The 23,466-nt window shown below is 66.7% G+C and carries 27 protein-coding genes, 6 tRNA genes and 1 riboswitch; of the genes, 14 read left to right on the forward strand and 19 right to left on the reverse strand.

Annotated features, from left to right (window positions below):
- Both ARGLB_RS09295 and ARGLB_RS09300 read right to left on the reverse strand, forming a co-directional pair.
- The coding region (locus ARGLB_RS09295) for a phosphoribosyl-AMP cyclohydrolase (protein ID WP_043418600.1) at nucleotides 1-224 on the reverse strand (224 nt) is incomplete at its 3' end.
- A 165-nt stretch (nucleotides 225-389) separates the two neighbouring features.
- Nucleotides 390-1,130 carry a hypothetical protein gene (locus tag ARGLB_RS09300; RefSeq protein WP_003801518.1) on the reverse strand — a complete coding sequence of 247 codons (741 nt, stop codon included), beginning with the start codon at nucleotides 1,128-1,130 and terminating at the stop codon, nucleotides 390-392.
- A 281-nt stretch (nucleotides 1,131-1,411) separates the two neighbouring features.
- Between ARGLB_RS09300 and ARGLB_RS09305 the strand changes: the two genes are divergently transcribed.
- Nucleotides 1,412-2,056 carry a TIGR03085 family metal-binding protein gene (locus tag ARGLB_RS09305; protein ID WP_043418603.1) on the forward strand — a complete coding sequence of 215 codons (645 nt, stop codon included), beginning with the start codon at nucleotides 1,412-1,414 and terminating at the stop codon, nucleotides 2,054-2,056.
- A gap of 57 nt (nucleotides 2,057-2,113) precedes the next feature.
- Here ARGLB_RS09305 and hisF read toward each other — a convergent pair whose 3' ends face one another.
- The 15 genes from hisF to ARGLB_RS09380 all read right to left on the reverse strand — a co-directional run bounded on the left by hisF (nucleotide 2,114) and on the right by ARGLB_RS09380 (nucleotide 14,122).
- On the reverse strand, nucleotides 2,114-2,890 hold the full coding sequence (hisF, locus tag ARGLB_RS09310; RefSeq protein WP_003801522.1) for an imidazole glycerol phosphate synthase subunit HisF: 777 nt from the start codon (nucleotides 2,888-2,890) through the stop codon (nucleotides 2,114-2,116).
- A gap of 48 nt (nucleotides 2,891-2,938) precedes the next feature.
- Nucleotides 2,939-3,799: an ATP phosphoribosyltransferase gene (gene hisG / locus ARGLB_RS09315; RefSeq protein WP_003801524.1), complete on the reverse strand. Its 861-nt coding sequence runs from the start codon at nucleotides 3,797-3,799 to the stop codon at nucleotides 2,939-2,941.
- A 58-nt stretch (nucleotides 3,800-3,857) separates the two neighbouring features.
- Nucleotides 3,858-4,121 carry a phosphoribosyl-ATP diphosphatase gene (locus ARGLB_RS09320; protein ID WP_003801526.1) on the reverse strand — a complete coding sequence of 88 codons (264 nt, stop codon included), beginning with the start codon at nucleotides 4,119-4,121 and terminating at the stop codon, nucleotides 3,858-3,860.
- Between the two features lie 153 nt (nucleotides 4,122-4,274).
- Complete coding sequence (gene ribH / locus ARGLB_RS09325) at nucleotides 4,275-4,757, reverse strand: 6,7-dimethyl-8-ribityllumazine synthase (protein ID WP_003801528.1); 483 nt, start codon at nucleotides 4,755-4,757, stop codon at nucleotides 4,275-4,277.
- Between the two features lie 18 nt (nucleotides 4,758-4,775).
- Complete coding sequence (gene ribA, locus ARGLB_RS09330; protein ID WP_003801530.1) at nucleotides 4,776-5,477, reverse strand: GTP cyclohydrolase II; 702 nt, start codon at nucleotides 5,475-5,477, stop codon at nucleotides 4,776-4,778.
- A complete protein-coding gene (gene ribB, locus ARGLB_RS09335; RefSeq protein WP_085929196.1) occupies nucleotides 5,474-6,160 on the reverse strand; it encodes a 3,4-dihydroxy-2-butanone-4-phosphate synthase in 687 nt (228 codons plus the stop codon). The genes ribA and ribB overlap by 4 nt, the downstream gene beginning before the upstream one ends.
- A gap of 38 nt (nucleotides 6,161-6,198) precedes the next feature.
- On the reverse strand, nucleotides 6,199-6,867 hold the full coding sequence (locus tag ARGLB_RS09340) for a riboflavin synthase (protein WP_003801535.1): 669 nt from the start codon (nucleotides 6,865-6,867) through the stop codon (nucleotides 6,199-6,201).
- Nucleotides 6,867-7,994, reverse strand: a complete 1,128-nt coding sequence (gene ribD / locus ARGLB_RS09345; protein WP_083839632.1) for a bifunctional diaminohydroxyphosphoribosylaminopyrimidine deaminase/5-amino-6-(5-phosphoribosylamino)uracil reductase RibD — start codon at nucleotides 7,992-7,994, stop codon at nucleotides 6,867-6,869. Before ribD ends, ARGLB_RS09340 begins: the two co-directional genes overlap by 1 nt.
- Nucleotides 7,995-8,044: 50 nt before the next feature.
- Entirely contained in the window at nucleotides 8,045-8,755 is a 711-nt protein-coding gene (pnuC, locus tag ARGLB_RS09350) for a nicotinamide riboside transporter PnuC (protein WP_003801539.1), read from the reverse strand.
- Between the two features lie 95 nt (nucleotides 8,756-8,850).
- Nucleotides 8,851-8,999: riboswitch (FMN riboswitch) on the reverse strand.
- Between the two features lie 114 nt (nucleotides 9,000-9,113).
- Complete coding sequence (gene rpe / locus ARGLB_RS09355; RefSeq protein ID WP_003801541.1) at nucleotides 9,114-9,776, reverse strand: ribulose-phosphate 3-epimerase; 663 nt, start codon at nucleotides 9,774-9,776, stop codon at nucleotides 9,114-9,116.
- Nucleotides 9,777-9,849: 73 nt separating this feature from the next.
- Complete coding sequence (locus tag ARGLB_RS09360) at nucleotides 9,850-11,475, reverse strand: RsmB/NOP family class I SAM-dependent RNA methyltransferase (RefSeq protein WP_003801542.1); 1,626 nt, start codon at nucleotides 11,473-11,475, stop codon at nucleotides 9,850-9,852.
- A complete protein-coding gene (gene fmt / locus ARGLB_RS09365; protein ID WP_043418609.1) occupies nucleotides 11,472-12,392 on the reverse strand; it encodes a methionyl-tRNA formyltransferase in 921 nt (306 codons plus the stop codon). The genes ARGLB_RS09360 and fmt overlap by 4 nt, the downstream gene beginning before the upstream one ends.
- Nucleotides 12,389-12,991 carry a peptide deformylase gene (gene def / locus ARGLB_RS09370; protein WP_003801545.1) on the reverse strand — a complete coding sequence of 201 codons (603 nt, stop codon included), beginning with the start codon at nucleotides 12,989-12,991 and terminating at the stop codon, nucleotides 12,389-12,391. The genes fmt and def overlap by 4 nt, the downstream gene beginning before the upstream one ends.
- 117 nt (nucleotides 12,992-13,108) lie before the next feature.
- Nucleotides 13,109-13,954 (reverse strand): hypothetical protein, encoded by an 846-nt coding sequence (locus ARGLB_RS09375; RefSeq protein WP_003801547.1) that lies wholly within the window; start codon nucleotides 13,952-13,954, stop codon nucleotides 13,109-13,111.
- A 96-nt stretch (nucleotides 13,955-14,050) separates the two neighbouring features.
- A tRNA-Val gene (locus ARGLB_RS09380) sits at nucleotides 14,051-14,122 on the reverse strand.
- A 308-nt stretch (nucleotides 14,123-14,430) separates the two neighbouring features.
- Here ARGLB_RS09380 and ARGLB_RS09385 point away from each other — a divergent pair.
- The 6 genes from ARGLB_RS09385 (at nucleotide 14,431) to ARGLB_RS09410 (ending at nucleotide 15,373) form a co-directional block, all read left to right on the forward strand.
- Nucleotides 14,431-14,503, forward strand: a tRNA-Gly gene (locus tag ARGLB_RS09385).
- A gap of 47 nt (nucleotides 14,504-14,550) precedes the next feature.
- Nucleotides 14,551-14,621: transfer RNA gene (locus ARGLB_RS09390), tRNA-Cys, on the forward strand.
- Between the two features lie 38 nt (nucleotides 14,622-14,659).
- Nucleotides 14,660-14,734 (forward strand) — tRNA-Val (locus tag ARGLB_RS09395).
- Between the two features lie 57 nt (nucleotides 14,735-14,791).
- A tRNA-Gly gene (locus ARGLB_RS09400) sits at nucleotides 14,792-14,864 on the forward strand.
- 52 nt (nucleotides 14,865-14,916) lie between these two features.
- A tRNA-Val gene (locus ARGLB_RS09405) sits at nucleotides 14,917-14,988 on the forward strand.
- Nucleotides 14,989-15,136: 148 nt separating this feature from the next.
- Entirely contained in the window at nucleotides 15,137-15,373 is a 237-nt protein-coding gene (locus ARGLB_RS09410; RefSeq protein ID WP_003801548.1) for an antitoxin, read from the forward strand.
- Between the two features lie 150 nt (nucleotides 15,374-15,523).
- On the opposite strand, the gene zapE is transcribed toward ARGLB_RS09410, so the two are convergent.
- A complete protein-coding gene (gene zapE, locus ARGLB_RS09415; RefSeq protein WP_003801552.1) occupies nucleotides 15,524-16,561 on the reverse strand; it encodes a cell division protein ZapE in 1,038 nt (345 codons plus the stop codon).
- Between the two features lie 218 nt (nucleotides 16,562-16,779).
- Between zapE and ARGLB_RS09420 the strand changes: the two genes are divergently transcribed.
- Genes ARGLB_RS09420 through ybaK form a run of 3 tightly spaced genes read left to right on the forward strand, consistent with a single transcriptional unit; the run spans nucleotide 16,780 to nucleotide 18,730 of the window.
- Entirely contained in the window at nucleotides 16,780-17,703 is a 924-nt protein-coding gene (locus tag ARGLB_RS09420; protein WP_003801554.1) for a sulfurtransferase, read from the forward strand.
- Nucleotides 17,704-17,753: 50 nt separating this feature from the next.
- A complete protein-coding gene (locus ARGLB_RS09425) occupies nucleotides 17,754-18,212 on the forward strand; it encodes a SufE family protein (protein WP_003801556.1) in 459 nt (152 codons plus the stop codon).
- A 14-nt stretch (nucleotides 18,213-18,226) separates the two neighbouring features.
- The gene (gene ybaK / locus ARGLB_RS09430; protein ID WP_003801558.1) at nucleotides 18,227-18,730 is read left to right on the forward strand and encodes a Cys-tRNA(Pro) deacylase; all 504 of its coding nucleotides are present in this window, start codon (nucleotides 18,227-18,229) and stop codon (nucleotides 18,728-18,730) included.
- On the opposite strand, the gene ARGLB_RS09435 is transcribed toward ybaK, so the two are convergent.
- A complete protein-coding gene (locus ARGLB_RS09435) occupies nucleotides 18,718-20,004 on the reverse strand; it encodes an alpha/beta hydrolase (RefSeq protein ID WP_003801560.1) in 1,287 nt (428 codons plus the stop codon). The genes ybaK and ARGLB_RS09435 overlap by 13 nt on opposite strands.
- Before the next feature lie 147 nt (nucleotides 20,005-20,151).
- Here ARGLB_RS09435 and ARGLB_RS09440 point away from each other — a divergent pair, with 147 nt between their 5' ends.
- The 4 genes from ARGLB_RS09440 to ARGLB_RS09455 all read left to right on the forward strand — a co-directional run bounded on the left by ARGLB_RS09440 (nucleotide 20,152) and on the right by ARGLB_RS09455 (nucleotide 23,453).
- Nucleotides 20,152-20,643: a hypothetical protein gene (locus tag ARGLB_RS09440; RefSeq protein ID WP_003801562.1), complete on the forward strand. Its 492-nt coding sequence runs from the start codon at nucleotides 20,152-20,154 to the stop codon at nucleotides 20,641-20,643.
- A 14-nt stretch (nucleotides 20,644-20,657) separates the two neighbouring features.
- Nucleotides 20,658-21,116: a peptide-methionine (R)-S-oxide reductase MsrB gene (msrB, locus tag ARGLB_RS09445; protein ID WP_003801565.1), complete on the forward strand. Its 459-nt coding sequence runs from the start codon at nucleotides 20,658-20,660 to the stop codon at nucleotides 21,114-21,116.
- A gap of 145 nt (nucleotides 21,117-21,261) precedes the next feature.
- Entirely contained in the window at nucleotides 21,262-22,665 is a 1,404-nt protein-coding gene (locus tag ARGLB_RS09450; RefSeq protein ID WP_003801566.1) for a DUF6421 family protein, read from the forward strand.
- Nucleotides 22,662-23,453 carry an SDR family NAD(P)-dependent oxidoreductase gene (locus ARGLB_RS09455; RefSeq protein WP_003801568.1) on the forward strand — a complete coding sequence of 264 codons (792 nt, stop codon included), beginning with the start codon at nucleotides 22,662-22,664 and terminating at the stop codon, nucleotides 23,451-23,453. The genes ARGLB_RS09450 and ARGLB_RS09455 overlap by 4 nt, the downstream gene beginning before the upstream one ends.
- The last annotated feature ends 13 nt before the right edge of the window (nucleotides 23,454-23,466 follow it).

Raw genomic sequence — 23,466 nt, forward strand, 5'->3', positions numbered from 1 at the left:
GGGCCGTCGTCGTCCATCCAGCCCAGCATGAGGACCTCGTTGGTGTCGAACTGCTGCACGATAGCGGCGACGAGTCCGGCCCCGTCCCGTTTCAGCGCCGAGGCAATCCCGGCCGGAAGCGGGCTCCCCGGCAGCAGGCTTTCGCCGGCGTCGGAACCGGCGTCGGGGGACGAGGCACCGGCGGCAGGGGCGGGGGCGGGGCTGGGGGCGGGCTGCTCAGACATCACGTCAAGTCTAGTGCCCATCCCGGGACGCTGGCACAAACGCCCCCGGCCTCCCCGCCCCCCTGGACACAACCGCACGGCCCGCAGGGGCTTTGAGCCACCTGCGGGCCGTGCGGCCAGCCACATTCAAGGGGAGAGAGTATTTTGGTCCGGTCAGGAACCCGGTCAGGAAGCGGAACGCTTGATAACGACGTCGTCGACGTAGCTGTCACCCATCTGGCGCGGGTGCTCCGCACCAAACTGGACCCTGCTCAGGGTCGTCGAAGGCAGGTTCACTGTCCTGTTGAACACCTGGACGGTTCCGAACCACACCTGGATGGAAGACCTGGCGCCGTCCGCCCGCACCTGCATCCTGACATGCTGCCAGGTGTTCAGCGGAACGCTGGCGGCCTGGAGCCTGGCGTAGGAGACCGTACCGTTGGGATTTGCGGTCCGCAGCCACAGCTCTCCGTTGGCGTTGTTGCGGAAGACGTCCGCCACCCGGGTGGAACCCGAGAAGAACCGGACGTACGGCACATTGTTGCCGGCAAGGCCGCCGGTGGTGATGTTCACCCAGGCATCAGCGCTGGCCCGCTTTGTTCCGGCGGTCAGTCCCACATACATTTTCGCTATTGAACCTGATGTGTCAGTCGCACGGATTCGGACCGAACACGTTCCTGAGTGCGCCTTGGGGCTCGTCACCGCCACCGTTCCGGTCCCCGAGACGCTTCTGGTGAACGGCGACAGGGTGTTTCCCTCGAAGTTGGTGGCCGTCACGAGCGTCCCGGTGAAGGTTGTGCTGCTGGGGGCGGCCAGGCCCGTGCGGCACGTCGCCGCTGTGGCGGCGTTAGCCGAACCGAAGATCAGACTGCCCGAAACAAGCAGCCCGAGGCTGCCCAGTGTGCCCATTTTCTTGAGAGTGCTCATTTCATTTCCTCACGCCACAGATGGAGTTTTGTTGTTCGCTCCACTGCAGCCTTTCCGCTCACTCCCCGGAAGCAGACCTAAAAGCGTCTGATGATGCGCTGGAGCCAGTTGCGTGCACTCCCCCCTGCCCATACTTGGTGGACCAGCTTGGAAAAAGCTTGGGGTTTCTTGAAGCGTCGCCGGATTCGGGAACTGCCCGGGACCAGCGTGAACAGGGGCACAAATTCCCCGGTACCCACAGACTGCGCAACTCCCCGGCGGACGTGCTAGTTTTCCAAGTGATGCATTTCGTCGACCCGTCCCGAGAAGTCCTGGCCGAGACCCTGCTGGCGGCCGGCCCTGATTCCGCCACGCTCTGCAAAGGCTGGAAGACCAGGGACCTCGCAGCTCACCTCTACCTGCGCGAGCGGAAGGCCGCCGTTGGGCTGGGCCTGATTATTAAGAGCCTGTCCAAGGCCTCAGACAAGGCCACCGCCCGCCTGGCCGCAAAACTCAGGACCGCCGACGATTACGCCAAGCTCGTGAACTCCTTCCGCGCGGGACCGCCTCCGCTCTCGCCGCTGAAGATCAAGGCGCTGGATGAGAGCTCCAACCTGATCGAATACTTCGTGCACACGGAGGACGTCCGGCGCGCCGTTGACCGCTGGGCACCCCGCGCCCTCGACGAGGAATACTCTGATGCCCTGTGGGATGAGCTGGTCAAGCGTGCCGCCATCCTGTACCGCGGCGTGGACCTGGGCATCGTCCTGGTCAGTCCCTCCGGCCCCCGCCACGTGGCCAAGCGGGCTCCGGTGTCCGTGGCCATCGTCGGGGAGCCCGGTGAGCTGCTGATGCACGCCCACGGCCGCACGCGCCACGCGCTGGTGACCTTCGAAGGCCAGCCAGACGCCGTCGCCCTCCTCCAGTCAGCCGAAGTAGGGCTGTAACTGCTCCGGTGCTTGAGCTTGTCGAAATCCGGTTTCTACAAGCTCAAGCAGCGGACCTCAGCGGACCTCGAAGCCGGCGTCGCGGATTGCGGTCTTGACCTGCGACATCATGTCGTCCGGGCCCCAGTGGAAGATGGAGGCAGCGAGGACGGCGTCCGCTCCGGCCTGCACGGCAGGCGCGAAGTGCGCTGGTTCGCCGGCGCCGCCGGATGCGATGATCGGAACCTTGACAGCGGACCGGACCAGCCGGATGAGCTCGAGGTCGAAGCCGTCCTTGGTGCCGTCGGCGTCGATGGAGTTCAACAGGATCTCACCCACCCCGCGGTCCGCCGCTTCCTTGGCCCAGGCGATGGCGTCGATTCCGGTACCTTGGCGGCCGCCGTGGGTGGTCACTTCAAAGCCCGACGGCGTGGGCTGGGAGCCGGGACGGACGCGCCGTGCGTCCACGGACAGCACCAGCACCTGGGAACCAAAGTGCCGGGTGATTTCGTCGATGACGTCGGGACGGGCCACGGCTGCGGTGTTGATCGATGCCTTGTCGGCGCCGAAGCGCAGCAGCTTGTCCACCTCGGCCACGCCGCGGACGCCGCCGCCGACGGTCAGCGGGATGAACACTTCCTCGGCGGTGCGGCGGACGACGTCGAACGTCGTTTCCCGGTTGCCGGAGGAGGCGGTCACATCGAGGAAGGTGAGTTCGTCGGCGCCGGCGTTGTCGTAGCGGTGGGCCAGTTCCACGGGGTCCCCGGCGTCGCGGAGGCCTTCGAAGTTGATGCCCTTGACCACGCGGCCGGCATCAACGTCCAGGCAGGGAATAACGCGGACGGCTACAGCCATGACTTCTCCTGTTGTACTGCTGAGGTTGTGCTGTTAAGGAAAACCGGGTCAGATCCGGCAGGCGTGGATGCTGCTGACCAGGATGGCGCGCGCGCCGAGGTCGTACAGCTCGTCCATGATCCGGTTGGTTTCCTTCTTGGGCACCATGGAGCGTACGGCCACCCAGTCGGAATCGCGCAGCGGCGAGACGGTGGGTGATTCCAGGCCCGGCGTGAGGCCTGCGGCCTGCTCCACGAGCTCCTTGCGGATGTCGTAATCCATGAGCACGTACTGGCGCGCCACCAGGACGCCCTGCAGGCGGCGGATCAGGACGTCGATTTCCTTGGCCGTGCCGTTGGCCGCGCCGCCCTCGCCGGTGCGGCGGATGAGTACTGCCTCGGACTTGAGGATCGGCTCGCCGAAGATCTCCATGCCGGCGGCCTTGAGGGTGTTGCCCGTTTCGACGACGTCGGCGATGGCGTCCGCGACGCCGAGGCGCACGGAGGATTCCACCGCGCCGTCCAGCCGGACCACCTTCGCCTTGATGCCGCGCTCGGCCAGGTAGTCGCGCAGGAGGCCGTCGTAGCTGGTGGCGAGGCGCTTGCCTTCGAGTTCCTCCACAACGCTGAAGTCCCCGATCGGTCCGGCGAAACGGAACGTTGAGGCGGCGAAGCCGAGCGGAAGCAGTTCCTCAGCTTCCACCTGCGCGTCCAGCAGGAGGTCGCGGCCGGTGATTCCGACGTCGAGCGTTCCCTGTCCGACGTAAACGGCGATGTCCCGGGGGCGGAGGAAGAAGAACTCGATGTCGTTGTCGGGGTCCACCATGACCAGCTCGCGGTTGTCCCGGCGCTGGCGGTAGCCCGCCTCGGACAGCATGGCGGAGGCGGCTTCGGACAGGGATCCCTTGTTGGGTACGGCTACACGCAGCATTAGGAGGTCTTTCTGGTTTGGAAGTTTGGGTCAGGCAAGCGGGGCCACGCGGAGGCGGCTAAAGATGCTTGTAGACGTCTTCCAGGCTGAGTCCTTTGGCGAGCATCAGGACCTGCAGGTGGTACAGGAGCTGCGAGATCTCCTCGGCGGCGGCTTCGTCGGATTCGTACTCTGCGGCCATCCAGACTTCAGCCGCTTCCTCCACGACTTTCTTGCCGATGCCGTGGATTCCCGACTCCAGTTCGGCGACGGTGCGGGAGCCCTCGGGGCGGGTCGCTGCCTTCTCGCTCAGTTCTGCGAACAGCGTCTCGAAATTCTTCACGCCCTCCAGCCTACTTGCTCGGGGCCGGGGCCCGCCTGTCGGGCAGTTCCATGACGGCGGGGATGTGAGCGATTACACACGGTGCATGCTTGCGCCCGCATCCCCGCAGCGCCCCTGAACTGGGGAAATGTTCCGTTAGTAGTGCTCGAGTATTTAGTAGTTTTTGAGCAGCAGTGCCGTGGACAGTGCGGCGGTGACGGCCTCATGCCCCTTGTCCTCGGAGGAACCGGGCAGGCCGGCGCGGTCGAGGCCCTGCTCTTCCGTGTCGCAGGTCAGCACGCCGAACCCGACCGGCACGCCGGTGCTGACGCTCACGTCGGTCAGTCCCGACGTCGCGGCCTGGCAGACGTAGTCGAAGTGCGGCGTTCCGCCGCGGATGACGACGCCGAGGGCGACCACGGCGTCAAAGTGCGGAGCCAGCCGCGCGGCGGCGACGGGGAGCTCGAAGCTGCCCGGGACGCGCAGCACCGTCGGCTCGTTGATGCCGGCGTCCTTGGCCGCGCGCAGGGCGCCGTCCAGGAGGCCGTCCATGATCTGCGTGTGCCAGCTTGCCGCCACGATCGCCAGCTTGAGCTGCGAGGTTTCCGCGGGGTCGAGGGTGGTGAGGTCAATCTGGGGTGCGCCGTGTCCGCTCATGAAGTCTTCGTGATCCGTTCAGTCTTGTTCGTGGTCAAAAGTGTCGGTGCCGGTGCGGGGCAGGCCCGCGGTCTCGGTGTCGAGCGTCAGGAGGTGGTCCATCCGGTCCTTTTTGGTCTGCAGGTACCTGAGGTTCTGCTCCCGGGACGGCACCTCGGTGGGAACCATCTCGACGACCTTCACGCCGGCGACGGCCAGGCGGTTCTGCTTGTCCGGGTTGTTGCTCAGCAGCCGGATCTCGTGCAGGCCCATCTCGGCCAGGATCTGCGCCGCGGCCTTGTAGCAGCGGGCGTCGACGGGCAGTCCCAGCTGCTCGTTGGCCTCGACGGTGTCGAACCCTGCCTCCTGCAGGGCGTAGGCCTTGATCTTGTTGGCCAACCCGATCCCCCGGCCTTCCTGGCCGCGGAGGTACAGCAGCGTTCCGCCGTTCTCGGCGATCAGCTCCAGCGCGTAGGCGAGCTGCTCGCCGCAGTCGCACCGGTAGGAGCCGAAGACATCGCCGGTGAGGCATTCCGAGTGCAGGCGCACCAGGGGCGCCTTCCCGTCCTTGGGCGCACTCGGGGAGCTGACCGCAAGGTGTTCGGCGCCGGTCACCAGATCGGTCCAGGCCTGTGTCACGAAATTACCGAACGCCGTGGGCAGCTGGACCACCGGGCCGCTGCTCACCGGATGCGGCTGCCGGCCGTTGCTGCCCGGCTCCGCTGTTTGAAATGCCGTCATCGTGTTTCCCCTTCTGCGGCCGGACTGACTTCCAAAGTGCTCTCCTGTGAAGATACACGGTGGTCAGCTCCCAGATAGGCAACCAGGTCCTCGATCGAGATCAAGGGGCAGCCGTGTTCGGCAGCGAATACCCGGAGTCCGTCCAGCCTCATCATCTCCCCGTCGTCATATACAACTTCGGCGATCACGCCCACCGGCTCCAGGCCGGCGAGCCGGCAGAGGTCGACGGCCGCTTCGGTGTGGCCGGGGCGTTCACGCACTCCCCCATTAACGGCCCGCAGCGGAAAAATATGCCCGGGGCGGGTCAGCGTGTCCGGGCCGCTGGCCGGATCGGCGATGACGCGTGCGGTGAGGGCCCGATCGGTGGCCGAGATGCCGGTGCTGACGCCGGTGGCGGCGTCGCAGGAGACGGTATAGGCGGTGCCCTTCGAATCCTGGTTGACCTCCACCATGGGCGGCAGTTCCAGCGCGTCGGCCCGGACGCCGTCGAGCGGCACGCAGATGACGCCGGAGCTGTACCGGATGGTCCAGCCCATGAGAGCGGGCGTGGCGTGCTGGGCCGCGAAAATGATGTCGCCTTCGTTTTCCCGGTCTTCGTTGTCCACCACCAGCACCGGCCGGCCGGCCGCCATGGCGCGGACAGCGTCCTCAATCGGATCCAGCGTCAGGGGAACAGAGGCCATGCCGCCAGAGACCGCGGCGTCAAGCTTTGCCGTGCCGTTCACAGCTGAACCCCGCTTTCAGTAACAACCGGGGCTTCAGTGCCGAACCCCGTGCCGTCGGTGCGGAAAGCGAGGAGCCGCTCGGTGTACTTGGCCAGCACGTCCACCTCAAGGTTGACCCTGGCGCCGGCCGGCTTGGCCCCGAGGCCGGTGTCGGCCAGGGTTGTGGGAATAAGCCCCACCTCGAACCACGGCGCCGTCTCGGCTGCCGGGCTGACCGCGGTGACGGTGAGGGAGACGCCGTCGATGGCGATGGAGCCCTTTTCCGCGATGTAGCGCGCAAGCCGCTGGGGCACACCGAACCGGAGCCGTTCCCAGTTTCCCTGCGGCTCGCGTTCGAGCAGTTCGCCGACGCCGTCCACGTGCCCCTGGACCACATGGCCGTCAAGGCGCCCGCCGGCGGGGACGCAGCGTTCCAGGTTGACGGGATCGCCCGCCGCAAGCTCGCCGATGGTGCTGCGGATGAGTGTCTCGCCCATGACGTCGACGCTGAAGTCCTTGCCGTCGATGGCCGTGGCGGTGAGGCAGACGCCGTTGACGGCGATGGAGCCGCCCAGCGGCAGGCCGTCAGCCGTGCCGGGGGCGTGCAGGCGCAGCGTTGCGCTTGTGTCCCCGTTCCGGTCCACGGAGAGGACCTTTCCCTGTTCCGCGATAATTCCGGTGAACATCAGTAGCCTCCCATGGCTGTGTCCGCTGCTGTGCGGACAGGTAGTGAATCGGTTGACGTTGGTTGAGGTGATGGTGACTGTGCCGCTGCGGGCGTGTCCTGGGTCCGGTGGGGCACGGTGGCTTCCTCCGGGAGCAGATGAAGGCGCAGGTCCCTGCCCAGGAACTGGACCGCGCCGCCGGACGCTGCGTCCCATGCCCAGCGCTGCGCCTGCGCCAGCGTTCCGATGCCGAGGCCGTTGAGGGCCGGCGTTCCGGAGCCCAGGAGCGTGGGCGCCAGGTAGACGATGAGTTCGTCCACGAGGCCCTCGGCGAGGAAGGCGCTGAGGATCCGCGATCCGCCTTCCACCATGACGTGCCTGGTGCCGGCGGCGAACAGGACGGACAGAGCCTTGCGCGGGTCCCGGGTGGGAAGGTGGAGGACCTTGCCGTCGTCGCCGCGCACGGCAGCGTCCGCCGGCACATCGCGAAGTCCCATGACCGCGCGCAGCGGCTGTTTTCCGGTGGCGTCGCCGTTGGCGTCGCGCGCTGTCAGCCGGGGGTTGTCCACGAGCACGGTCTGCGTTCCAACCAGGATGGCGTCGATCCGGTTCCGGATGCCGTGGTTGTCCGCCAGCGACTCCGGGCTGGATATCCACTGGCTGGTGCCGTCCTCGGCGGCAATCCGGCTGTCCAGGGTCTGGGCGATGTGCAGGGTGACGAAGGGGCGCTTGGCGTCGACCGCCTGGAACCAGCGCCGGTTCAGCTCCAGCGCACGCTCGGCGGCCAGTCCGCTGCGCACGCTGACGCCCGCCGCCCGCAGGGTGGCGGCCCCGCCGGCGGCGGGGTCATGGGGGTCGTCGACGGCGTACACGACGTTCGCTATCCCGGCGTCGATGATGGCCTGCGCGCACGGCCCCGTACGGCCCACATGGTTGCACGGTTCCAGGGTGACCACCATGGTGGACCCGTGAAGGTCGACGCCGGCGCTGGCCGCCGCCGCTATCGCGTCGGCTTCTGCGTGCGCGGTGCCGGCACCGCGGTGGTATCCGGTCACCAGCTGGCGGCCGTCAGGTCCGACGACGACGGCGCCCACCAGCGGATTGGCCCCCCGGGGTCCCTGCAGCGCGGCTTCCAGGGCAGTGTCCATGGCGGCTGCTTCAGCAGCGGTGAAGGCCGAGATCGGGTTCTGGGCAGCAGTCACTTGGACACCGCCGGGTCCGGGAAGGCGGTCTCAACCTTGACCTTGGACGCGTCCGCCGCGGCCTGTGTCCGGGACGCCCGCCACCAGACGATGAAGCCGGCCAGGGTGAAGAATCCGTAGAACAGGTACATGAAGGCGCTGGCGAAGTATCCGGCGCTGAAGAGCAGCGGAACGCCCACCACATCGACGGCAACCCAGATCAGCCAGAACTCCGTCCAGCCGCGGGCCATGCCGTAGGTGGCCAGGAGCGAGCCCATGAAGGTCCAGGCGTCCGCCCACACAGGCGGGTAGGAACCCAGGGAATCGAAGAGCGGAGTGAGGGCGGCGGTTCCGGCCACCAGCGCGAGTACCAGCGCCACCCGGGTCCTGGCACTGGCCCAGGCGGGCGCGATCGCCGTCGAGGATCCTGCCGCCCGGCGGCTTTGCCGCCAGCGCTGCCACCCGTAGATGGCCACGATGATGAACATGACCTGCCGCCCGGCCTGGCCCCAGAGCGTGGCCGGCGTGGCGGAGCCGAAGACGTTGCCCAGGAAGACCGTCAGGAGCAGAAGGTTGCCCGCGATGCCGGCCGGCCATGCCCAGACCTTGCGCCGCATGCCGCCGAGGGCACTGGCCAGGCCAAAAATGTTTCCCAGCACTTCGCGGAGAATAAGCACCGATCCGCCAACGGGAATCTGTGCCTCGAAGAGCCAACGCAGGATGTCCATGCGTGCGTGTCGTTCCTTCCCTCAAGAGCCGAGAGTGCTCCGGGGGTGTACGACAGCGAAACGCAGCGGCGTTGTGGAACGCCACAAGTACAGCTGTACGTGCTTCTCTCATCCAGACTTTAACTGTCGGTACTGGAATTTCACCAGTTCAACCGTCCGCCGGGCTTCCGTAAAGGAACCACCGGCTCGCGGGTCGCGGACTGTCACCGCCGGTTCGGACTTACACCGACCCCGGAGCACGTATTGTGTGTTGCTATTCTGACACAACTTGGCGCATGCCCAGGCTATTCCCGCTGCGGTCCGTCATTCCGGCGTCATGGAGACCGGTTGTGCCCCCATGACGCTTGCCCCTGAGGACCTAGGGCTTAAGGCTGCCGGCCTTGCGCAGCCGGTCGATGGCTCCGGACGGATCCGCGGCGCCATACACTGCGGACCCGGCGACGAAGACGTTCGCTCCGGCTTCTGCGGCACGGACGATGGTTTCCTCGGTAATTCCGCCGTCCACCTGGATGGCAACGTTTACGCCGGATCCCTCGATCGCGGCGCGGGCGCGGCGGATCTTGGGCAGGGTGAGGTCAAGGAACGCCTGGCCGCCAAACCCGGGTTCCACCGTCATGATCAGCAGCATGTCCAGCTCCGGAAGCATGTCCAGGTACGGCTCCACCGCCGTGGCGGGCCGGAGCGCCATCCCGGCCTTCGAACCCCGGGCGCGCAGCTCCCGGGCTAGCTTCACCGGAGCAATCGAGGCCTCGGCATGGAACGTCACGGACGCGACGCCGGCGTCCGCGTAGCCGGGAGCCCAGCGGTCGGCGTCGGAAATCATGAGGTGGGCGTCCAGCGGAACCGGGCTGACTGCCTGGATCCGCTGGACCACGGGAAGGCCCAGGGTGAGGTTGGGGACAAAGTGGTTGTCCATCACATCCACATGCACGGAATCAGCGTTGCTGATTTTCTGCAGCTCGGCTTCGAGGTTCACGAAGTCGGCGGAGAGGATGCTGGGGTTGATGCAGCACTGCGTCATGCGGGGTCCTTTCGCGGGACGGAAGTCCGGAGATGCGGGGTCAGTCAATCGGAAGTCAGCACTTCCTGGGCAGTCAGGATTTGCGGCGGATAAGGGCGAGGAACATGGCGTCCGTGCTGTGGACGTGTGGCCACAGCTGCGCGGTCTTCTCGTGACCGGCGCCCAGGCCGCCGCCCAGGCTGACGGCGTCCAGCACGCTGCCGGCGTCCAGGAGTTCCAGGTCGTCCCGTTTGCGCAGGACGTCGCTGACCACCGCCGTGGTTTCGGCCGGGTGCGGCGAGCAGGTCACGTAGGCCACCACGCCGCCGGGCCGCACGGCCGCCAAGGCAGAGTTCAGCAGGTCGCGCTGCAGCGGCCCCAGGTCGGCAAGGTCCTTGGGCGTGCGGCGCCAGCGGGATTCGGGCCGCCGGCGCAGGGCTCCGAGCCCGCTGCAGGGCACGTCCACGAGCACGCGGTCAAAAGCGGCAGGCCGTTCCGCGCCAACCTCCCTGCCGTCGCCGGTCCTGACGGTCCAGACGTCCGAAGGAACAGCGGACAGCGCCTGGCTGACCAGTTTGGCCCGGTGCGGGGCGGGCTCGTTGGCGAGGAGCGTGGCTCCCCGTTCGTTTGCCAGCGCGCCCAGCAGGGCTGCCTTGCCGCCGGGCCCGGCGCAGAGATCGAGCCAGGCCTCCCCGGCGGTGTCTTCTCCTGTTGCGGCGGTTTCCGCATCCGCCGCGTTTTCGCCAAGCCCTGCGTTTTCGGCACGCCCTGCGTCGAGGCTGGCAGCCGCCAGGGCCCTGGCCACCAACTGGGAGCCGACGTCCTGCACGCGCGTAGTGCCGGACCGGACCGACTCCAGCCGGCCGAGGTCACCGCCGCTGGAGAGCGCTGACCCTTCCACCAGTTCGCCGGGGACGGCGCCGTTCTCCAGGGCCTCGTCCAGGCTTCCCAGCCCGGGAAGGGCCACCAGGTTGACCACGGGGGCCGCGTTGTCGGCTTCCAGCAGATCATTGATTTCGCCGACCGGGCGTCCGTGTGCCACCAGGGACTGCCGCAGGGCCCGGACAATCCACTCCGGATGGGCGTACCGGACGGACGCAACCTTGGTCTCGTCCGGCTCGCCGGCGACCAGCTCGTCAAGCCACTCGTCCAGGCTGCGGGCCGCTACCTTCCGGAGCACGGCATTGATCAGTGCCGACGGACCGGCACCGATGACCGCACGGGCCAGGCCCACCGTCTGGTCAAGGGCCGCGTGTGCGGGTACGCGCATTGCCAGCAGCTGGTGGACCCCGATGCGCAGGGCATCCAGGACAGCCGGATCCAGCTTGTCCAGGGGCCGGTCCACGCAGCGGGCGAGGATGGCGTCGTACGTGCCTTGGCTCCGCAGCGCCCCGTAGCTCAGTTCGGTGGCGAATCCGGCGTCGCGCCGGTCGAGGCCATGCTGCCGGATGCGCGCCGGCAGCACGAGATTGGCATAGGCGTCCTCGGCAGCGACCGCGCGCAGAACTTCGAACGCCACCAGCCTGGCGGGGTCTGCCCTGCGGGTGCGCTGCGACGGTGCGCTCTCGGTGAAGTTGCGCTGGGGGCCGCGGTTGCGTTCCCGGCCCTGCGCATTGCGGCGGCTGGCTCCTCCCCCGCCCTGGCCGCCGGCGCCTGAACCGCGCTGGCCGCCGCGGCTTGATCGGCCCTGCCCGGATCCGCTTCTGCCGGAATCACTCATTGGAATACCACGCTTTCGAGGGATGCCTGGCCGCGCGCCCAGTCGGCGGCGGCCATCATTTTCTTGCCTGCAGGCTGCACCTTGGTGAGTTCGACGGCATGCGAACCCGTCCCCACCAGCACGCTCTTGCCGGCCAGCGCCAGCTGTCCCGGCTGGACATCGGTGACGTCGGGACGGAGCCGCACAGGCTCAAGCTTCAGCCGCTGGCCGTCGAGGGTGGTCCAGGCTCCCGGTTCGGGTGTCACGCCGCGTGCCCGCCGCCCCACGGACAGGGCCGGCTCCGACCAGTCGATGCGGCCGTCGTCGATGGTCAGCTTGGGCGCCAGGCTCACTTCCCCCTCCTGGGGAAGCGGCGACGCCGCGCCGGACCCGATGGCGGACAGCGTCTGGGCGAGCAGGACGGCGCCGCTGTGGGACAGCCGTTCAAGCAGTGCCCCGGAGGTGTCCTCCGGCCCGACGGCTTCGGTCAGCGTGCCGATGACAGGGCCCGTATCGAGTCCCTCCTCGAGCTGGAAGGTCACGGCACCGGTGATGTCGTCGCCGGCGATGACGGCCCGCTGCACCGGGGCCGCGCCGCGCCAGGCCGGCAGCAGCGAGAAGTGCAGGTTGATCCAGCCGTGCCGCGGAATATCGAGGGCCACGCGGGGCACCAGCCCGCCGTAGGCGACAATCGCGGCTACGTCGGGGCGGATCTCGCCGATCCGTTCGGTGACGGCTGTGTCCACCCGGGACGCGTGGATGATGTCGATGCCGAGCTCGGCGGCCCGGGCTGCGACGGGCGAGGGCGTGAGCACACGCTTGCGTCCCACCGGCGCGTCCGGCCGGGTCAGCACCGCGACGATCTCGAAGCCGGCGGCCACCAGGGCATCCAGCGAGGGGACAGCTACGGACGGTGTTCCGGCGAAGAGGACCCTCATCCGGCAGCGCCGAAGCTGCCGGTTCCGGACGTTGCCGCGCCGAAGCTGCCGCCACCGAAACTGGAGCCGACGGTCTTGGCGCGCTTGGCGGTGGTTTGTTCGGTGATGGAGTCATAGTTGGCGTTGCGGATGGAGCGCAGGGCGGCCTTGCGGTCCTCACCTTCGAGCCGGTCAGTGAAGAGGATGCCGTCCAGATGGTCGGTCTCATGCTGGAAGCAGCGGGCAAGCATGCCCTCCGCCTCCACAGAGACGGGGTTCCCGTTAATATCGACGCCGGTGACACGGGTGCTGCGGTAACGGCGGACCGGGAAGCCCAGGCCGGGGATGGAGAGGCACCCCTCCACCTCATCCGGCTGGAAATCTTCACTGTTTTCCAGCACAGGGTTGATGATGTGGCCTTCAACGCCGCCGATCCGGTAGGTGAAGACCCGCAGGCTGACGCCGATCTGGGGCGCGGCCAGGCCTGCGCCCTCCACGTCCTCCATTGTTTCGGTCATGTCGGCAACGAGCCTGGCCAGCTCAGGCCCGAAATCCGTGACAGGGTCGGCAACCGTGCGAAGCACGGGATCGCCGATGATACGGATATTCAGAATTGCCATGTGCAGTCATTTCCTCACGGTGAACGGGTAAACGGATCCAGTCCAGTTTAGTTGCTGCGGCCTGCCCGGCGGAGCTGACGGCGGGGTCGGGCCCGGCCAGCCCGGGCGCGGGAAGGGTCAGGAGAACACCGGCGGCGCCAACGGCAGCAGCGCGGGTCCGGCGCTGACAGTGTCCGCGGACATTTCCCACACCCGGCGCAGGGCACAGAACTTCCACCAGTGGTGCTTCAGGACTTCAGGATTAGCGCGGACAGGCCGGACCTCGGTTTCACCGATCGCCACGGCGAGCAGCACCGGGGTATCGCCGTGCTGCCACGGCTCCCACTCGCCGGCCACGGGATCCACCAGGCTTTCCTCCGCCTTCATGCCGGCAACAAGCTGCATGACCACTTTGTCGTCCAGGGGCTTGACCTGGCCGTCGCGGGTGGTCCCCTTGGTCTTGTAGTCAATGAGGCAGGTGCGTCCGTTGATCTTCGCAACGAGGTCCAGTGTTCCCGCGTAACCCACCGCCGTGTTCCACACGGTGATCTCCGGGGCGATCGGCTCCACCCGGAACAGCTCCCACCATTCATCGAAGCGGGCGGCGAAGGCTTCCTCTCCGTTGGAGGCCAGCGCTTCACGGGCTTCCTTCATCTGGTGCGGCCGGCCGAGGGCACGCAGGGCCACCTGCTCGCAGTAGTAGTGCACCCGGTCCCCGCGCTGCGCAGCCTCGTCCCGGTATGTTTCAGCCGCCTTCGCCGCGCGATTCACCGCCTGCCGCACCCGCGCTGGGCTGCCAAGGATCTCCGGCAGCGACGGATCCTTGGCCAGGCTGCTGGCGCCCATGTAGCCGAACCAGCCGTCCAGTCCATGGGCCTGCTGCCCAATGACGGTGGTGATGGAGGGAACCGTGAACTGCTCCGTGGTGGAGCGGGCGTACATACGGCCATATTCCGTGGCGTGGGCGAGGAGTGGAGCGGTCATGGTGAGACTCTTTCACGGGGGTCAGACATTGATGCGGAAACAGAAAAGCCCGCCCCTCCCAGTTCTATCTCCTGGGCTGAACGGACTTTCCATCGGTGGGCGATACTGGGTTCGAACCAGTGACCTCTTCGGTGTGAACGAAGCGCGCTACCACTGCGCCAATCGCCCCGATGCATTTGAATGCTAGCGGACAATCGCGGGTTAACGGAAATCGGCGCCTTGACCCATGGAGAAGGTCAGCGGAGCAAGGTGCTCCAGCAACGCCCAAGGCCGTAACGCAGCACGGGGCCCGTCACTCCAGGCCCCCGGAACTACACCCCTGTAATTCGAAAATTTCCCTAGAATTCAAGGAAGTACGGCTTCCCGAGCCACACCGCCGGCACTCGATTTGGAGTTTCCCGGAACCTCCTATAGAGTTCTTACTCGTTGGAACGCGACGAACTGCCGAATACGGCAAGGAATCGCAGCTCCGAAATGCGGACGTAGCTCAGCTGGTAGAGCACCACCTTGCCAAGGTGGATGTCGCGAGTTCGAATCTCGTCGTCCGCTCGCAGGACACTGTCACGGCACTGGTTCCCCGGAATCAAGGCCTACACGGTGGGTTGGCCGAGAGGCGAGGCAGCGGCCTGCAAAGCCGTATACACGGGTTCGAATCCCGTACCCACCTCGGTGAAAGCCATGGTTTCCGGTGATACCGGATGCGATGGGCGATTGGCGCAGCGGTAGCGCGCTTCCCTGACACGGAAGAGGTCACTGGTTCGATCCCAGTATCGCCCACCAGAGCAAGGAAACTTGCTTGTAGTTGAACGTTCGGCCACGCGGCTGGACGTCAAAATTGCGGACGTAGCTCAGCTGGTAGAGCACCACCTTGCCAAGGTGGATGTCGCGAGTTCGAATCTCGTCGTCCGCTCTCTTGATCCTTAGGGATCCGAACCCAGGATACCGCCGGTTCTGCCGGCTCCGGGCGATTGGCGCAGCGGTAGCGCGCTTCCCTGACACGGAAGAGGTCACTGGTTCGATCCCAGTATCGCCCACGAAACAAAGCAGCTCCCCGGAGCTGCTTTTTTCTTGCGCTCATACAGTTTGACAAAGTTTGTCAAGAACTCCTTGGCAGGCGCCGGCTTCGGGGCTAGGATCGAATGCGGAGGAGCGAACTGGCTCCGCGATTGAAGGGAGGTGCTCGTGGGTTTACTTGACGATCTAAAGGGCAAGGCTCAGGGTCTGATCCGCGGCAACGAGCAGGCCATCAAGGACGGCATCACCAAAGCAGGTGATTTTGTCGACTCCAAGACGGGCGGCAAATACACCAGCCAGGTGGATAAGGTCCAGACAGGCGCTTCCACTCTCGTTGACAAAGCCAATGAGAGGCCTACCCAGGGACCGGCGGACAACGTGCCGCCGGCTGAGAAGGCTCCGTAGCCAGGATTTGCCGGGCTTCGCCCCTAAACGTCAAAAAAGGTGCCGGTCCCGCCGAGAGGCGGCGCCGGCACCTTTCGTTTTCCCGAAAGAATTCCCGTGTGTCTGCAACGCCCATGTCTGCAAAAAGCCTGTGCCTACACGAGCCGGTGCCTACGACGGCTCGTGGTTCTGGCCTTCGCGTGCCAGCGCTGTAAGCCGGGAGACCGCCCTGAAGTACTTCTTCATGTAGCCGCCGTTCATCATTTCCTCGGTGAACAGCTTGTCGAACGGAACGCCGCTGGCAAGGATCGGAACGTCCTTGTCGTAAAGGCGGTCGGCCAGCACCACAAACCTCAGCGCCACCGCCTGCTCGGTGATGGTTTCCACGTCCCGCCAGACGACGCCGTCCACGCCGTCAAGCAGCTTGCGGTAGCGGCTGGGATGGACACCCGCGAGGTGTGAGATGAGGGTACTGAAGTCATCCTCGGCAACGGTCTTGCCGTCGAACTCCGCCTTCATGTGGGCATGGAGTTCGCTGTTCCGCAGTGGTGCAGGCGCAGCCGGGAGGCCGCGGTGGCGGAAGTCTTCGCCGTCAACCCTGATGACGTCGAACTGGTCCGCCAGGACCTGGATTTCACGCTGGAAATCCACGGCGGCAAACCGGCCGTCGCCCAGGGATCCGGGCAGAGTATTGGATGTGGCCGCGAGCTTCACGCCGGCGTCGGCCAGTTCCCGCATCAGGCGGGACATCAGGACCGTGTCGCCTGGATCGTCGAGTTCAAACTCGTCAATGCACACGAGCTTGTAGGAACTCAACGCGTCGACGGTTTTCCGGAAGGACAGGGCACCCACCAGGTTGGTGTATTCCACGAAGGTGCCGAAGGCCTTTGGGCCGGGGGCAGCGTGCCAGAGCGATGCCAGCAAGTGGGTCTTTCCCACGCCGAATCCGCCGTCGAGGTAAATGCCGGCGCGGGTCGCGTCCTTCTTGCCAAAGAGCTTCTTGAACAGTCCCCCGCCGTCCCCGGCGCCGACTCCTCCGGCAAAAGCCTGCAGCGCGTTCACTGCCGCCGCCTGGCTTGGCTGCTTCGGGTCTGGCCGGTAGCTTGCAAATGACACCTGCCCGAACCTGGGCGATGGGTAGAAACCTTTGAGGAGCTCATCCACCGACACCGCCGGCGTCCGGGTGGCGAGCTTTTCGATCTGTACCAAGGTGGTCCATTCTGCTGGTGATTTGTCCCCAGCAAGAATACCGGCATTGGCCGCCCGGCCTGCCGGCATCGCCTTGCTGCCCGCCATGCCGTGAGCAAGCACACATTTCGTCCTGTTAACACACAGAAGCATTCGTCCCGGCCCGTGGCTAGTGTTGGACCAGTGACCCGCCGTCCCCCGGCGGTCTGACCTGACCGTTTCAGTGAAAGGCCATACGCATGTCCTACCCCGTTGAACAGAACGAAAAGTTCGCCGCCTACGCGCACCCGGAGCGGCTTGTTTCCACCGAGTGGCTGGCCGCGGCCATCGACGCCGGCGCCCTTAACGACGGCAAGCTCGTTGTGGTGGAGTCCGATGAAGACGTCCTGCTCTACGAAACCGGCCACATTCCCGGCGCGGTCAAAATCGACTGGCACACCGACCTGAACGACGAAGTGACCCGTGACTACGTGGAGGGTGAGGCATTCGCCGCCCTGGCCGCCGCGAAGGGCATTTCCCGCGACACCACCGTGGTCATCTACGGGGACAAGTCCAACTGGTGGGCTGCCTACGCCCTCTGGGTCTTCAGCCTCTTCGGCCACGAGGACGTCCGTCTGCTCGACGGCGGCCGCGACAAGTGGATTGCCGAAGGCCGTCCGCTGACCACCGACATCCCCTCCCCGGCCGTGGCGGACTACCCCGTGGTGGAGCGCAACGACACCCCCATCCGCGCCTTCAAGGAAGACGTCCTTGCCCACCTTGGCAAGCCGCTGATCGACGTCCGCTCCCCCGAGGAATACACGGGCCAGCGCACCCACATGCCTGCCTACCCCGAGGAAGGCGCGCTGCGCGGCGGCCACATTCCCACCGCAGCGTCGATCCCGTGGGCACGGGCAGCAGCAGAGGACGGCACCTACCGCAGCCGCGCCGAGCTTGAGGCACTGTACCTGGGCGAGGCCGGACTCACCGAGGGCGACGACGTTGTGGCTTACTGCCGCATTGGCGAACGCTCCAGCCACACCTGGTTCGCACTCAAGTTCCTCCTCGGCTTCGAAACCGTCCGCAACTACGACGGCTCTTGGACGGAATGGGGCAACGCAGTGCGCGTGCCGATCGCCAAGGGCGCGGAACGCGGCGCGGTGCCGGCACTTGCCTCGAGGTAAGTAGGCGTAAAAAAGCGGCGGACGGCGACAACCTGCGTAAGCTGGAAGTGATGAGTACTCAAGCACTTCCCACCGCCCTGGCGGAGATTGTCGACGACTTCCAGGCACTGAGCGAGCCCGAGCGGCTGCAGCTCCTGCTGGAGTTCTCCCGCGGCCTGCCGGATCTGCCGGAGCGCCTGAACGACCACCCTGAGCTGCTGGAGCAGGTGGTGGAATGCCAGTCGCCTCTCTTCCTCACCATTGAGACGGAAAAGAACGACGGCGGTTCCCCCGCCGTCCGGCTGTTCTTCAAGGCGCCGCCGGAGGCCCCCACCACGCGTGGTTTCGCGGGAGTGCTGCATGAAGGACTGGACGGCCTCACCGCCGAGGAGATCCTGGCTGTACCGGATGACATGCCGGAACTGCTCGGCCTGACCCGCGCCATCACGCCGCTGCGCATGCGCGGCATGACCGCGATGCTCGGGCGCATCAAGCGCAAGGTGGCCGCCGCGGCCAGGCTCTACGCCTAGGAGCCGGACCCCGCATGGCGCGAAAAAACACGTCGCAGGGAACGCCTGCCACAGCCGTACTGGCTGCGGCAGGCGTTTCCTTTAACCTGCACCCGTACAGCCATGATCCGGCCGCGGCCAGTTACGGCATGGAGGCAGCCGAAGTCCTGGGGATCGACCCTGCGAGGGTCTTCAAGACGCTCATGGTGGAGGTCGACGGCAAACTGGCGGTCGGCGTCGTTCCCGTCAGCGGAAACCTGGACCTGAAAGCGATAGCTGCGGCGCTGGGCAGCAAGAAAGCCGCCATGGCGGACCCCGCGGCGGCTGAACGGCGCACCGGCTACGTGCTGGGCGGTATTTCGCCCCTGGGACAGCGGCAGCCCTCCCCCACGGTCGTCGACGAAAGCGCCCTCACCCTGGACACCATCCTGGTGTCCGGCGGCCGGCGCGGCCTGGATGTCGAACTGGATCCCCGAGACCTCGTTCGCCTCACCAAGGCCGTCACAGCCGCAATCGGAACCGGCCCTCAGGCGGGCTGAACAGGCTCAGGCTGGCCGGGGTCCGGCTGCCCCGGATTCCGGCGTGGGGCCAGTTGCTGCTGCAGCCATGCCCGGGCGAGTCCTTCCCAGCGGACCGGGTCGGCGTTCCACTCCTTGGCATGCCGTGCCCCCTCGAAAGGCTCGAATGTGACCATTTCCGGGTTCTTTTCGGCGAGCAGGGCCGAGGGCTCGTAGGGAACATATTCATCGTCCACGCTGTGGATGATGAGCGTCGGCGTCCGGAGTTCGACGGCCCGCGACACCCAGTCCATTGATTTCAGGTCCACGGGCGCGGCGAGTCCGGTGAGTCGGCGACCCACCTTGTGGCCCATCATCAGCTGGCCGTACCGGCCAACAGCCGACGGGATCCGGTTCAGCTCCGCGTGGTGGGCCAGCACGTTCACCCAGTCGATGACGGGCGCGTCCAGGACCATGGCCCGGATGACGTGCCGGTGCTCCGACAGGTCCGCGGTCTGCAGGCAGATGGCGCCTCCCATCGACCAGCCGAAGAGGACAACTTCCCGGGCGCCGCGGGACAGGGCAAAGGAAATGGCAGCGTCGATGTCCCGCCACTCCGTCGAACCCAGCCCGTACCGGCCGTCGAATGCTGCCGGCGCCAGGCCGTCGTTGCGGTAGGAGACCAGGAGGTTCGGCAGGCCCAGTTCATGGACCACCCGCGCTCCGCGCAGGCACTCCTGCCGGGTGGCCCCGCGCCCGTGGACCATGATGGCCCAGGTCCCGGCGTCGGCGTCACCCGGGATCAGCCAGCCGGGCGCCGTTCCGCCCTCAACCTCAATAGCGACATCCTCGGACGCCAGCCCGACGTCGGACGGATGCTGGTACGTGGCGCCTCCCCACCAGCCGCGCCCCGCGGTTTCAAGGTTGCCGCTGTAGACGGCCTCAACTTCGCGCAGCACGGTGCGTTCGGCCGGGGAATAGGACAGGATCCTGCCGATCCGGGCGTGCCCGGCACCGGCCTCGAAGAAGAGGCTGTACACGCCATTGTGTGTCGTCTCCGGCGTGGCCGCGAGGATGACCTGCAGGTCCCTGCCCTCCCTGATGACCGCCAGGATCTCCTGGTCCGCCGGCCGCACCCGGGCCGGGGTGAGGACGCGGCGGGCAAAGTAGAGCGCGAGCGCGGACGACCCGGCACCGAGCAGGGCTGCGGCGGTGCCGCCGGCGATGATTCCCCCGAGTGTCCACTTCGCCCTCAGGGTCATCGCGTTGCCCTTGGTAGCAGACGGGGTTGTCAAAGCAGCGTGCGCGGAATCCATGCCACCCATCTTGACGGATCCGGCCCCTTCCGGCACATTCGCGGCCAGATGCCTCCAGGCCTGACGCCTGCAGGCCACATACTTGCGGGTCAAATACATGCGGGCCAAATACATGCGGGCGTTGGCGGGCGGGACTAGGCTGATGCCATGAGCGATCCAATCGTCATTCTGACTGAAGAGCCGCTGGGTGCGGACGACCGCGTGAACATCGAACGCCTGGTGGACGGAGGTGACGCGCCCCTGGTTGTGCTGGTGCCTGCCAACACGGAACGGCATCTGCTGGTGGATTTCCTTGAGAACCTGTCGATGCTGGACATCGCCAAGGCTTTCCGCGAGCTGACCGCCCACGCGCCGGACCCTGCGGAGGAACGGGCAGCGGCGGACGCCACGCTGGCCACCTCGGTCAGCGCCCTGGAAGGACTCGGCGGCGGCGTTGCCGGCGAGGTGGTGGACGGGGGCGCCGTTAACGGCCTCGTGGCCAAGGTCAAGGAGCTTGGGGCCGCCCAGGCAGTCGTCATCACCAGACCGCATGCAGTGTCGGACACCTTCCATACCGATTGGGCCAACAGGGCGCAAGACAAGCTTGGGCTCCCTGTACTGCATCTGTATGCCGGCTCGGGATTTATCGGGGACTCCTGAGCGTTGGTCCGACTATGAGCACTCCTGAGAAGTCCGACCTCACCACTACCGCCGCAAACCCTGCCGCCGGCCGATCCGATGAAGACTGGCGGCAGGAACTGACGCCGGAGGAATACCACGTGCTGCGCCAGGCCGGCACAGAACGCCCGTATACCGGCGAGTACTGGGACACCCACACCGCCGGCGTCTACAACTGCCGCGCATGCGGGACCGAACTGTTCACCAGCAAGGAGAAGTTCGATTCGCACTGCGGCTGGCCGTCATTCTGGGCCCCGCTGGCCGAAGGGCGCGTGCGCTACATCCACGACCGCACCCTGGGCATGGACCGCATCGAGGTGCGGTGCGCCAACTGCGACTCCCACCTGGGGCACGTCTTCGAGGGTGAGGGCTACGGAACGCCGACCGACCAGCGTTACTGCATCAACTCCGTCTCACTGAAGCTGGTGCCCGCCGCCGACGACACCTCAGCCTGAGGCTGCCCGGCGCTGCGCCTACCGGTTATTTCGACAGCCTCAAGCACTACAGTTTCTTATGCTCAGGCCTCTGATCGATTAGTAAGCCTGTCTGCTTGCTACGCTCGCCTAAGTAGCTCAGATAACCCGAAAGGCGAGGCCAGGGATGACCGTAACCGTAAACACAGCACCGGCCCGGATCTCCGCAGAACACCCGGCATGGCAGCGCGTCAAGGCCGCAGCCGTTGCCCTGCGGAAGCTGCAGGCACAGGACGGTTCGGTCCCCGACCCGGCCGCCCATGCGGCTGCCCACGGTTACGTCGAAGCCCTTGTCAGCGCCGTCAAGGCGATGGCACCGGCATTCCCGCACGATGCCCTGTACCTGGACCTGGTGTGCCGCGACTTTGGCCGCTGGGCCGCGGGCGGGTTCGGCGTCCCGGATTTCCTGGACTCCCTGCTGGCGTTCCAGCCGCAGGCGGACCGCGAGAACGGCCTGCAGCACCTCGTGGTATTCCCCATGTACACGCAAAACGGCAGCACCAGCCGGCTCGTGGAGGCCGTCCTCATTGACGTCCTCTGGCCCGACTTCATTGCAGGCCTGGAACAGGGCGACTACTCAAACCGTCTGTTCGTGCCCATCCGCTTCATCGACTTCACCCCCGGGTATGACACCAACTCCGCCGTACTGTTCCCCGAAACCGTGGGCGTGCGCGCCACACCCAGGTTCACCTGGGGCGCCATTTTCGCCGACCGGGAAGCGGCACGCTTCCGCCGGGTGCTGCGGGCAGCCGCCGACATCACCTCACTTGAGCTGCCGGCCCGGGCCGCGGAACTCCTCGAGGACCAGGAGCTCACCGAAAAGACCTTCGTCATGTGGGACCTGATCCACGACCGCACGCACATGCGGGGGGACCTGCCGTTCGATCCCTTCATGATCAAACAGCGGATGCCCTTTTTCCTGTACTCCCTCGAGGAGCTGCGCTGCGATCTGACGGCTTTCCGGGAAGCGGTGAAAATCGAAAAGGACGAGGCGGCGGATCCGGAGGCCCGCCGGCACGCCAAGCTCGTGCAGTACGCCGTCATTTTCGACCGCATCTTCCGGTTCGCCATCACCGGCAGCCGGGTGCGCAACTACGACGGGCTCGGCGGCCAGCTGCTCTTCGCGTGGCTGCACCAGCACCGCGTCCTCCACTGGACCGACAGCCGGCTGACCATCGACTGGGAGCACGTCGCCGGCGTCGTGGTGGAGCTGGGTGCCCGGATCGAGGAACTCTACTGGCGCTCCATCGACCGGCCCAAGACTGCCCACTGGCTGGCGGCCTACGAGCTGATCTCAGGCACCGTCACGCCGAACCCGGCTTCCGTTTGGGCCAAGGGGCCGGGCGCCCTCCCCCTCGACGGGCCGCCGCGGGGCCTCACCGACCAGGTCATGGACGACGAGTTCCCGCTGTCCATGTTCTACGAAGCCCTGGAAAAGAAGATGCGCCCAGTCATCGAATCCACCGCCGGCATTACCGGCGCCACGGACCCTGCCCTGCCGGCGAACGGCCCGGCGGCTGCCGCAGCATGACTGACGGCAGCGTGACCGACTCCAGCCTGACGGACGGCAGCCCACTGCGCGTGCTGGTCAATGGCGGCAGCGGACCTTCGGGGGTCGCGGCCGCCCGCGCCCTGCTTCGGGCCGGTTTTGCCGTCTTCACCGTGGGTTCGGACAAGGCGCGCATCGAGGCGGCTGCGGAAGCCGCAGGCGGCGCCACACCGCTTGTGTGCGACCTCGGCGACCTCGCCGCCGTCCGCGAACTGCACGCAGGGCTCATGCGCACTGCGGGAAGGATCGACGGCGTCATCCACCTGGTGGGCGGGTGGCGCGGCGCGCAGGGCATCACGGACCAGACCGATGAGGACTGGGATTTCCTGGAGCGCAGCGCTGTGACGACGCTCCGGAACGTGACCCGCGTCTTCTATGACGACCTCGCCGCCTCGCCCTGCGGACGGCTTGCCATGGTGTCCTCGACGTCGGTGGGCAGTCCCGCCGCCGGCGTCGCCAGTTACGTTGCGGCCAAGGCCGCCGCGGAAGCGTGGACCATGGCCGTGGCGGAGGGGCTCGGCCGCGTCAGCCAAGCCGACGGCGCCCAGCACAGCGCCGCCGTCGTCTTCGTCGTGAAGGCGCTGGTGGACGCCGGCATGCGCAGCAAGCAACCCGAACGGAAGTTCCCCGGGTACACGGACGTGGAGCAGCTGGCCGCGGCCGCCGTCGGGCTCTTCAGCCAGCCCGCCGCGGAGCTGAACGGGCAGCGGCTGCTGCTGGCCCCTGTGCCCGACAGCGCTGCCCGTACACAGAGTGCCGCAACTACCTAGACTGAAAGCGTGA

This window comes from Arthrobacter globiformis NBRC 12137 (genome assembly GCF_000238915.1).
GTDB lineage: Bacteria > Actinomycetota > Actinomycetes > Actinomycetales > Micrococcaceae > Arthrobacter > Arthrobacter globiformis.

Bases quoted from the DNA above. Each gene is read 5' to 3' on its own strand.
- ARGLB_RS09305 (WP_043418603.1), top strand. From the start codon at position 1,412: ATGCATTTCGTCGACCCGTCCCGAGAAGTCCTGGCCGAGACCCTGCTG.
- ARGLB_RS09435 (WP_003801560.1), bottom strand. From the start codon at position 20,004: ATGGATTCCGCGCACGCTGCTTTGACAACCCCGTCTGCTACCAAGGGC.
- msrB (WP_003801565.1), top strand. From the start codon at position 20,658: ATGAGCACTCCTGAGAAGTCCGACCTCACCACTACCGCCGCAAACCCT.
- hisF (WP_003801522.1), bottom strand. From the start codon at position 2,890: ATGGCTGTAGCCGTCCGCGTTATTCCCTGCCTGGACGTTGATGCCGGC.
- ribB (WP_085929196.1), bottom strand. From the start codon at position 6,160: ATGGCCTCTGTTCCCCTGACGCTGGATCCGATTGAGGACGCTGTCCGC.
- ARGLB_RS09360 (WP_003801542.1), bottom strand. From the start codon at position 11,475: ATGAGTGATTCCGGCAGAAGCGGATCCGGGCAGGGCCGATCAAGCCGC.
- ribA (WP_003801530.1), bottom strand. From the start codon at position 5,477: ATGACGGCATTTCAAACAGCGGAGCCGGGCAGCAACGGCCGGCAGCCG.
- ARGLB_RS09450 (WP_003801566.1), top strand. From the start codon at position 21,262: ATGACCGTAACCGTAAACACAGCACCGGCCCGGATCTCCGCAGAACAC.
- def (WP_003801545.1), bottom strand. From the start codon at position 12,991: ATGGCAATTCTGAATATCCGTATCATCGGCGATCCCGTGCTTCGCACG.
- ARGLB_RS09375 (WP_003801547.1), bottom strand. From the start codon at position 13,954: ATGACCGCTCCACTCCTCGCCCACGCCACGGAATATGGCCGTATGTAC.
- ybaK (WP_003801558.1), top strand. From the start codon at position 18,227: ATGGCGCGAAAAAACACGTCGCAGGGAACGCCTGCCACAGCCGTACTG.
- rpe (WP_003801541.1), bottom strand. From the start codon at position 9,776: ATGACGCAGTGCTGCATCAACCCCAGCATCCTCTCCGCCGACTTCGTG.
- ARGLB_RS09425 (WP_003801556.1), top strand. From the start codon at position 17,754: ATGAGTACTCAAGCACTTCCCACCGCCCTGGCGGAGATTGTCGACGAC.
- ARGLB_RS09420 (WP_003801554.1), top strand. From the start codon at position 16,780: ATGTCCTACCCCGTTGAACAGAACGAAAAGTTCGCCGCCTACGCGCAC.
- hisG (WP_003801524.1), bottom strand. From the start codon at position 3,799: ATGCTGCGTGTAGCCGTACCCAACAAGGGATCCCTGTCCGAAGCCGCC.
- fmt (WP_043418609.1), bottom strand. From the start codon at position 12,392: ATGAGGGTCCTCTTCGCCGGAACACCGTCCGTAGCTGTCCCCTCGCTG.
- ribH (WP_003801528.1), bottom strand. From the start codon at position 4,757: ATGAGCGGACACGGCGCACCCCAGATTGACCTCACCACCCTCGACCCC.
- pnuC (WP_003801539.1), bottom strand. From the start codon at position 8,755: ATGGACATCCTGCGTTGGCTCTTCGAGGCACAGATTCCCGTTGGCGGA.
- ARGLB_RS09455 (WP_003801568.1), top strand. From the start codon at position 22,662: ATGACTGACGGCAGCGTGACCGACTCCAGCCTGACGGACGGCAGCCCA.
- ARGLB_RS09340 (WP_003801535.1), bottom strand. From the start codon at position 6,867: ATGTTCACCGGAATTATCGCGGAACAGGGAAAGGTCCTCTCCGTGGAC.
- ARGLB_RS09440 (WP_003801562.1), top strand. From the start codon at position 20,152: ATGAGCGATCCAATCGTCATTCTGACTGAAGAGCCGCTGGGTGCGGAC.
- ribD (WP_083839632.1), bottom strand. From the start codon at position 7,994: ATGGACACTGCCCTGGAAGCCGCGCTGCAGGGACCCCGGGGGGCCAAT.
- ARGLB_RS09300 (WP_003801518.1), bottom strand. From the start codon at position 1,130: ATGAGCACTCTCAAGAAAATGGGCACACTGGGCAGCCTCGGGCTGCTT.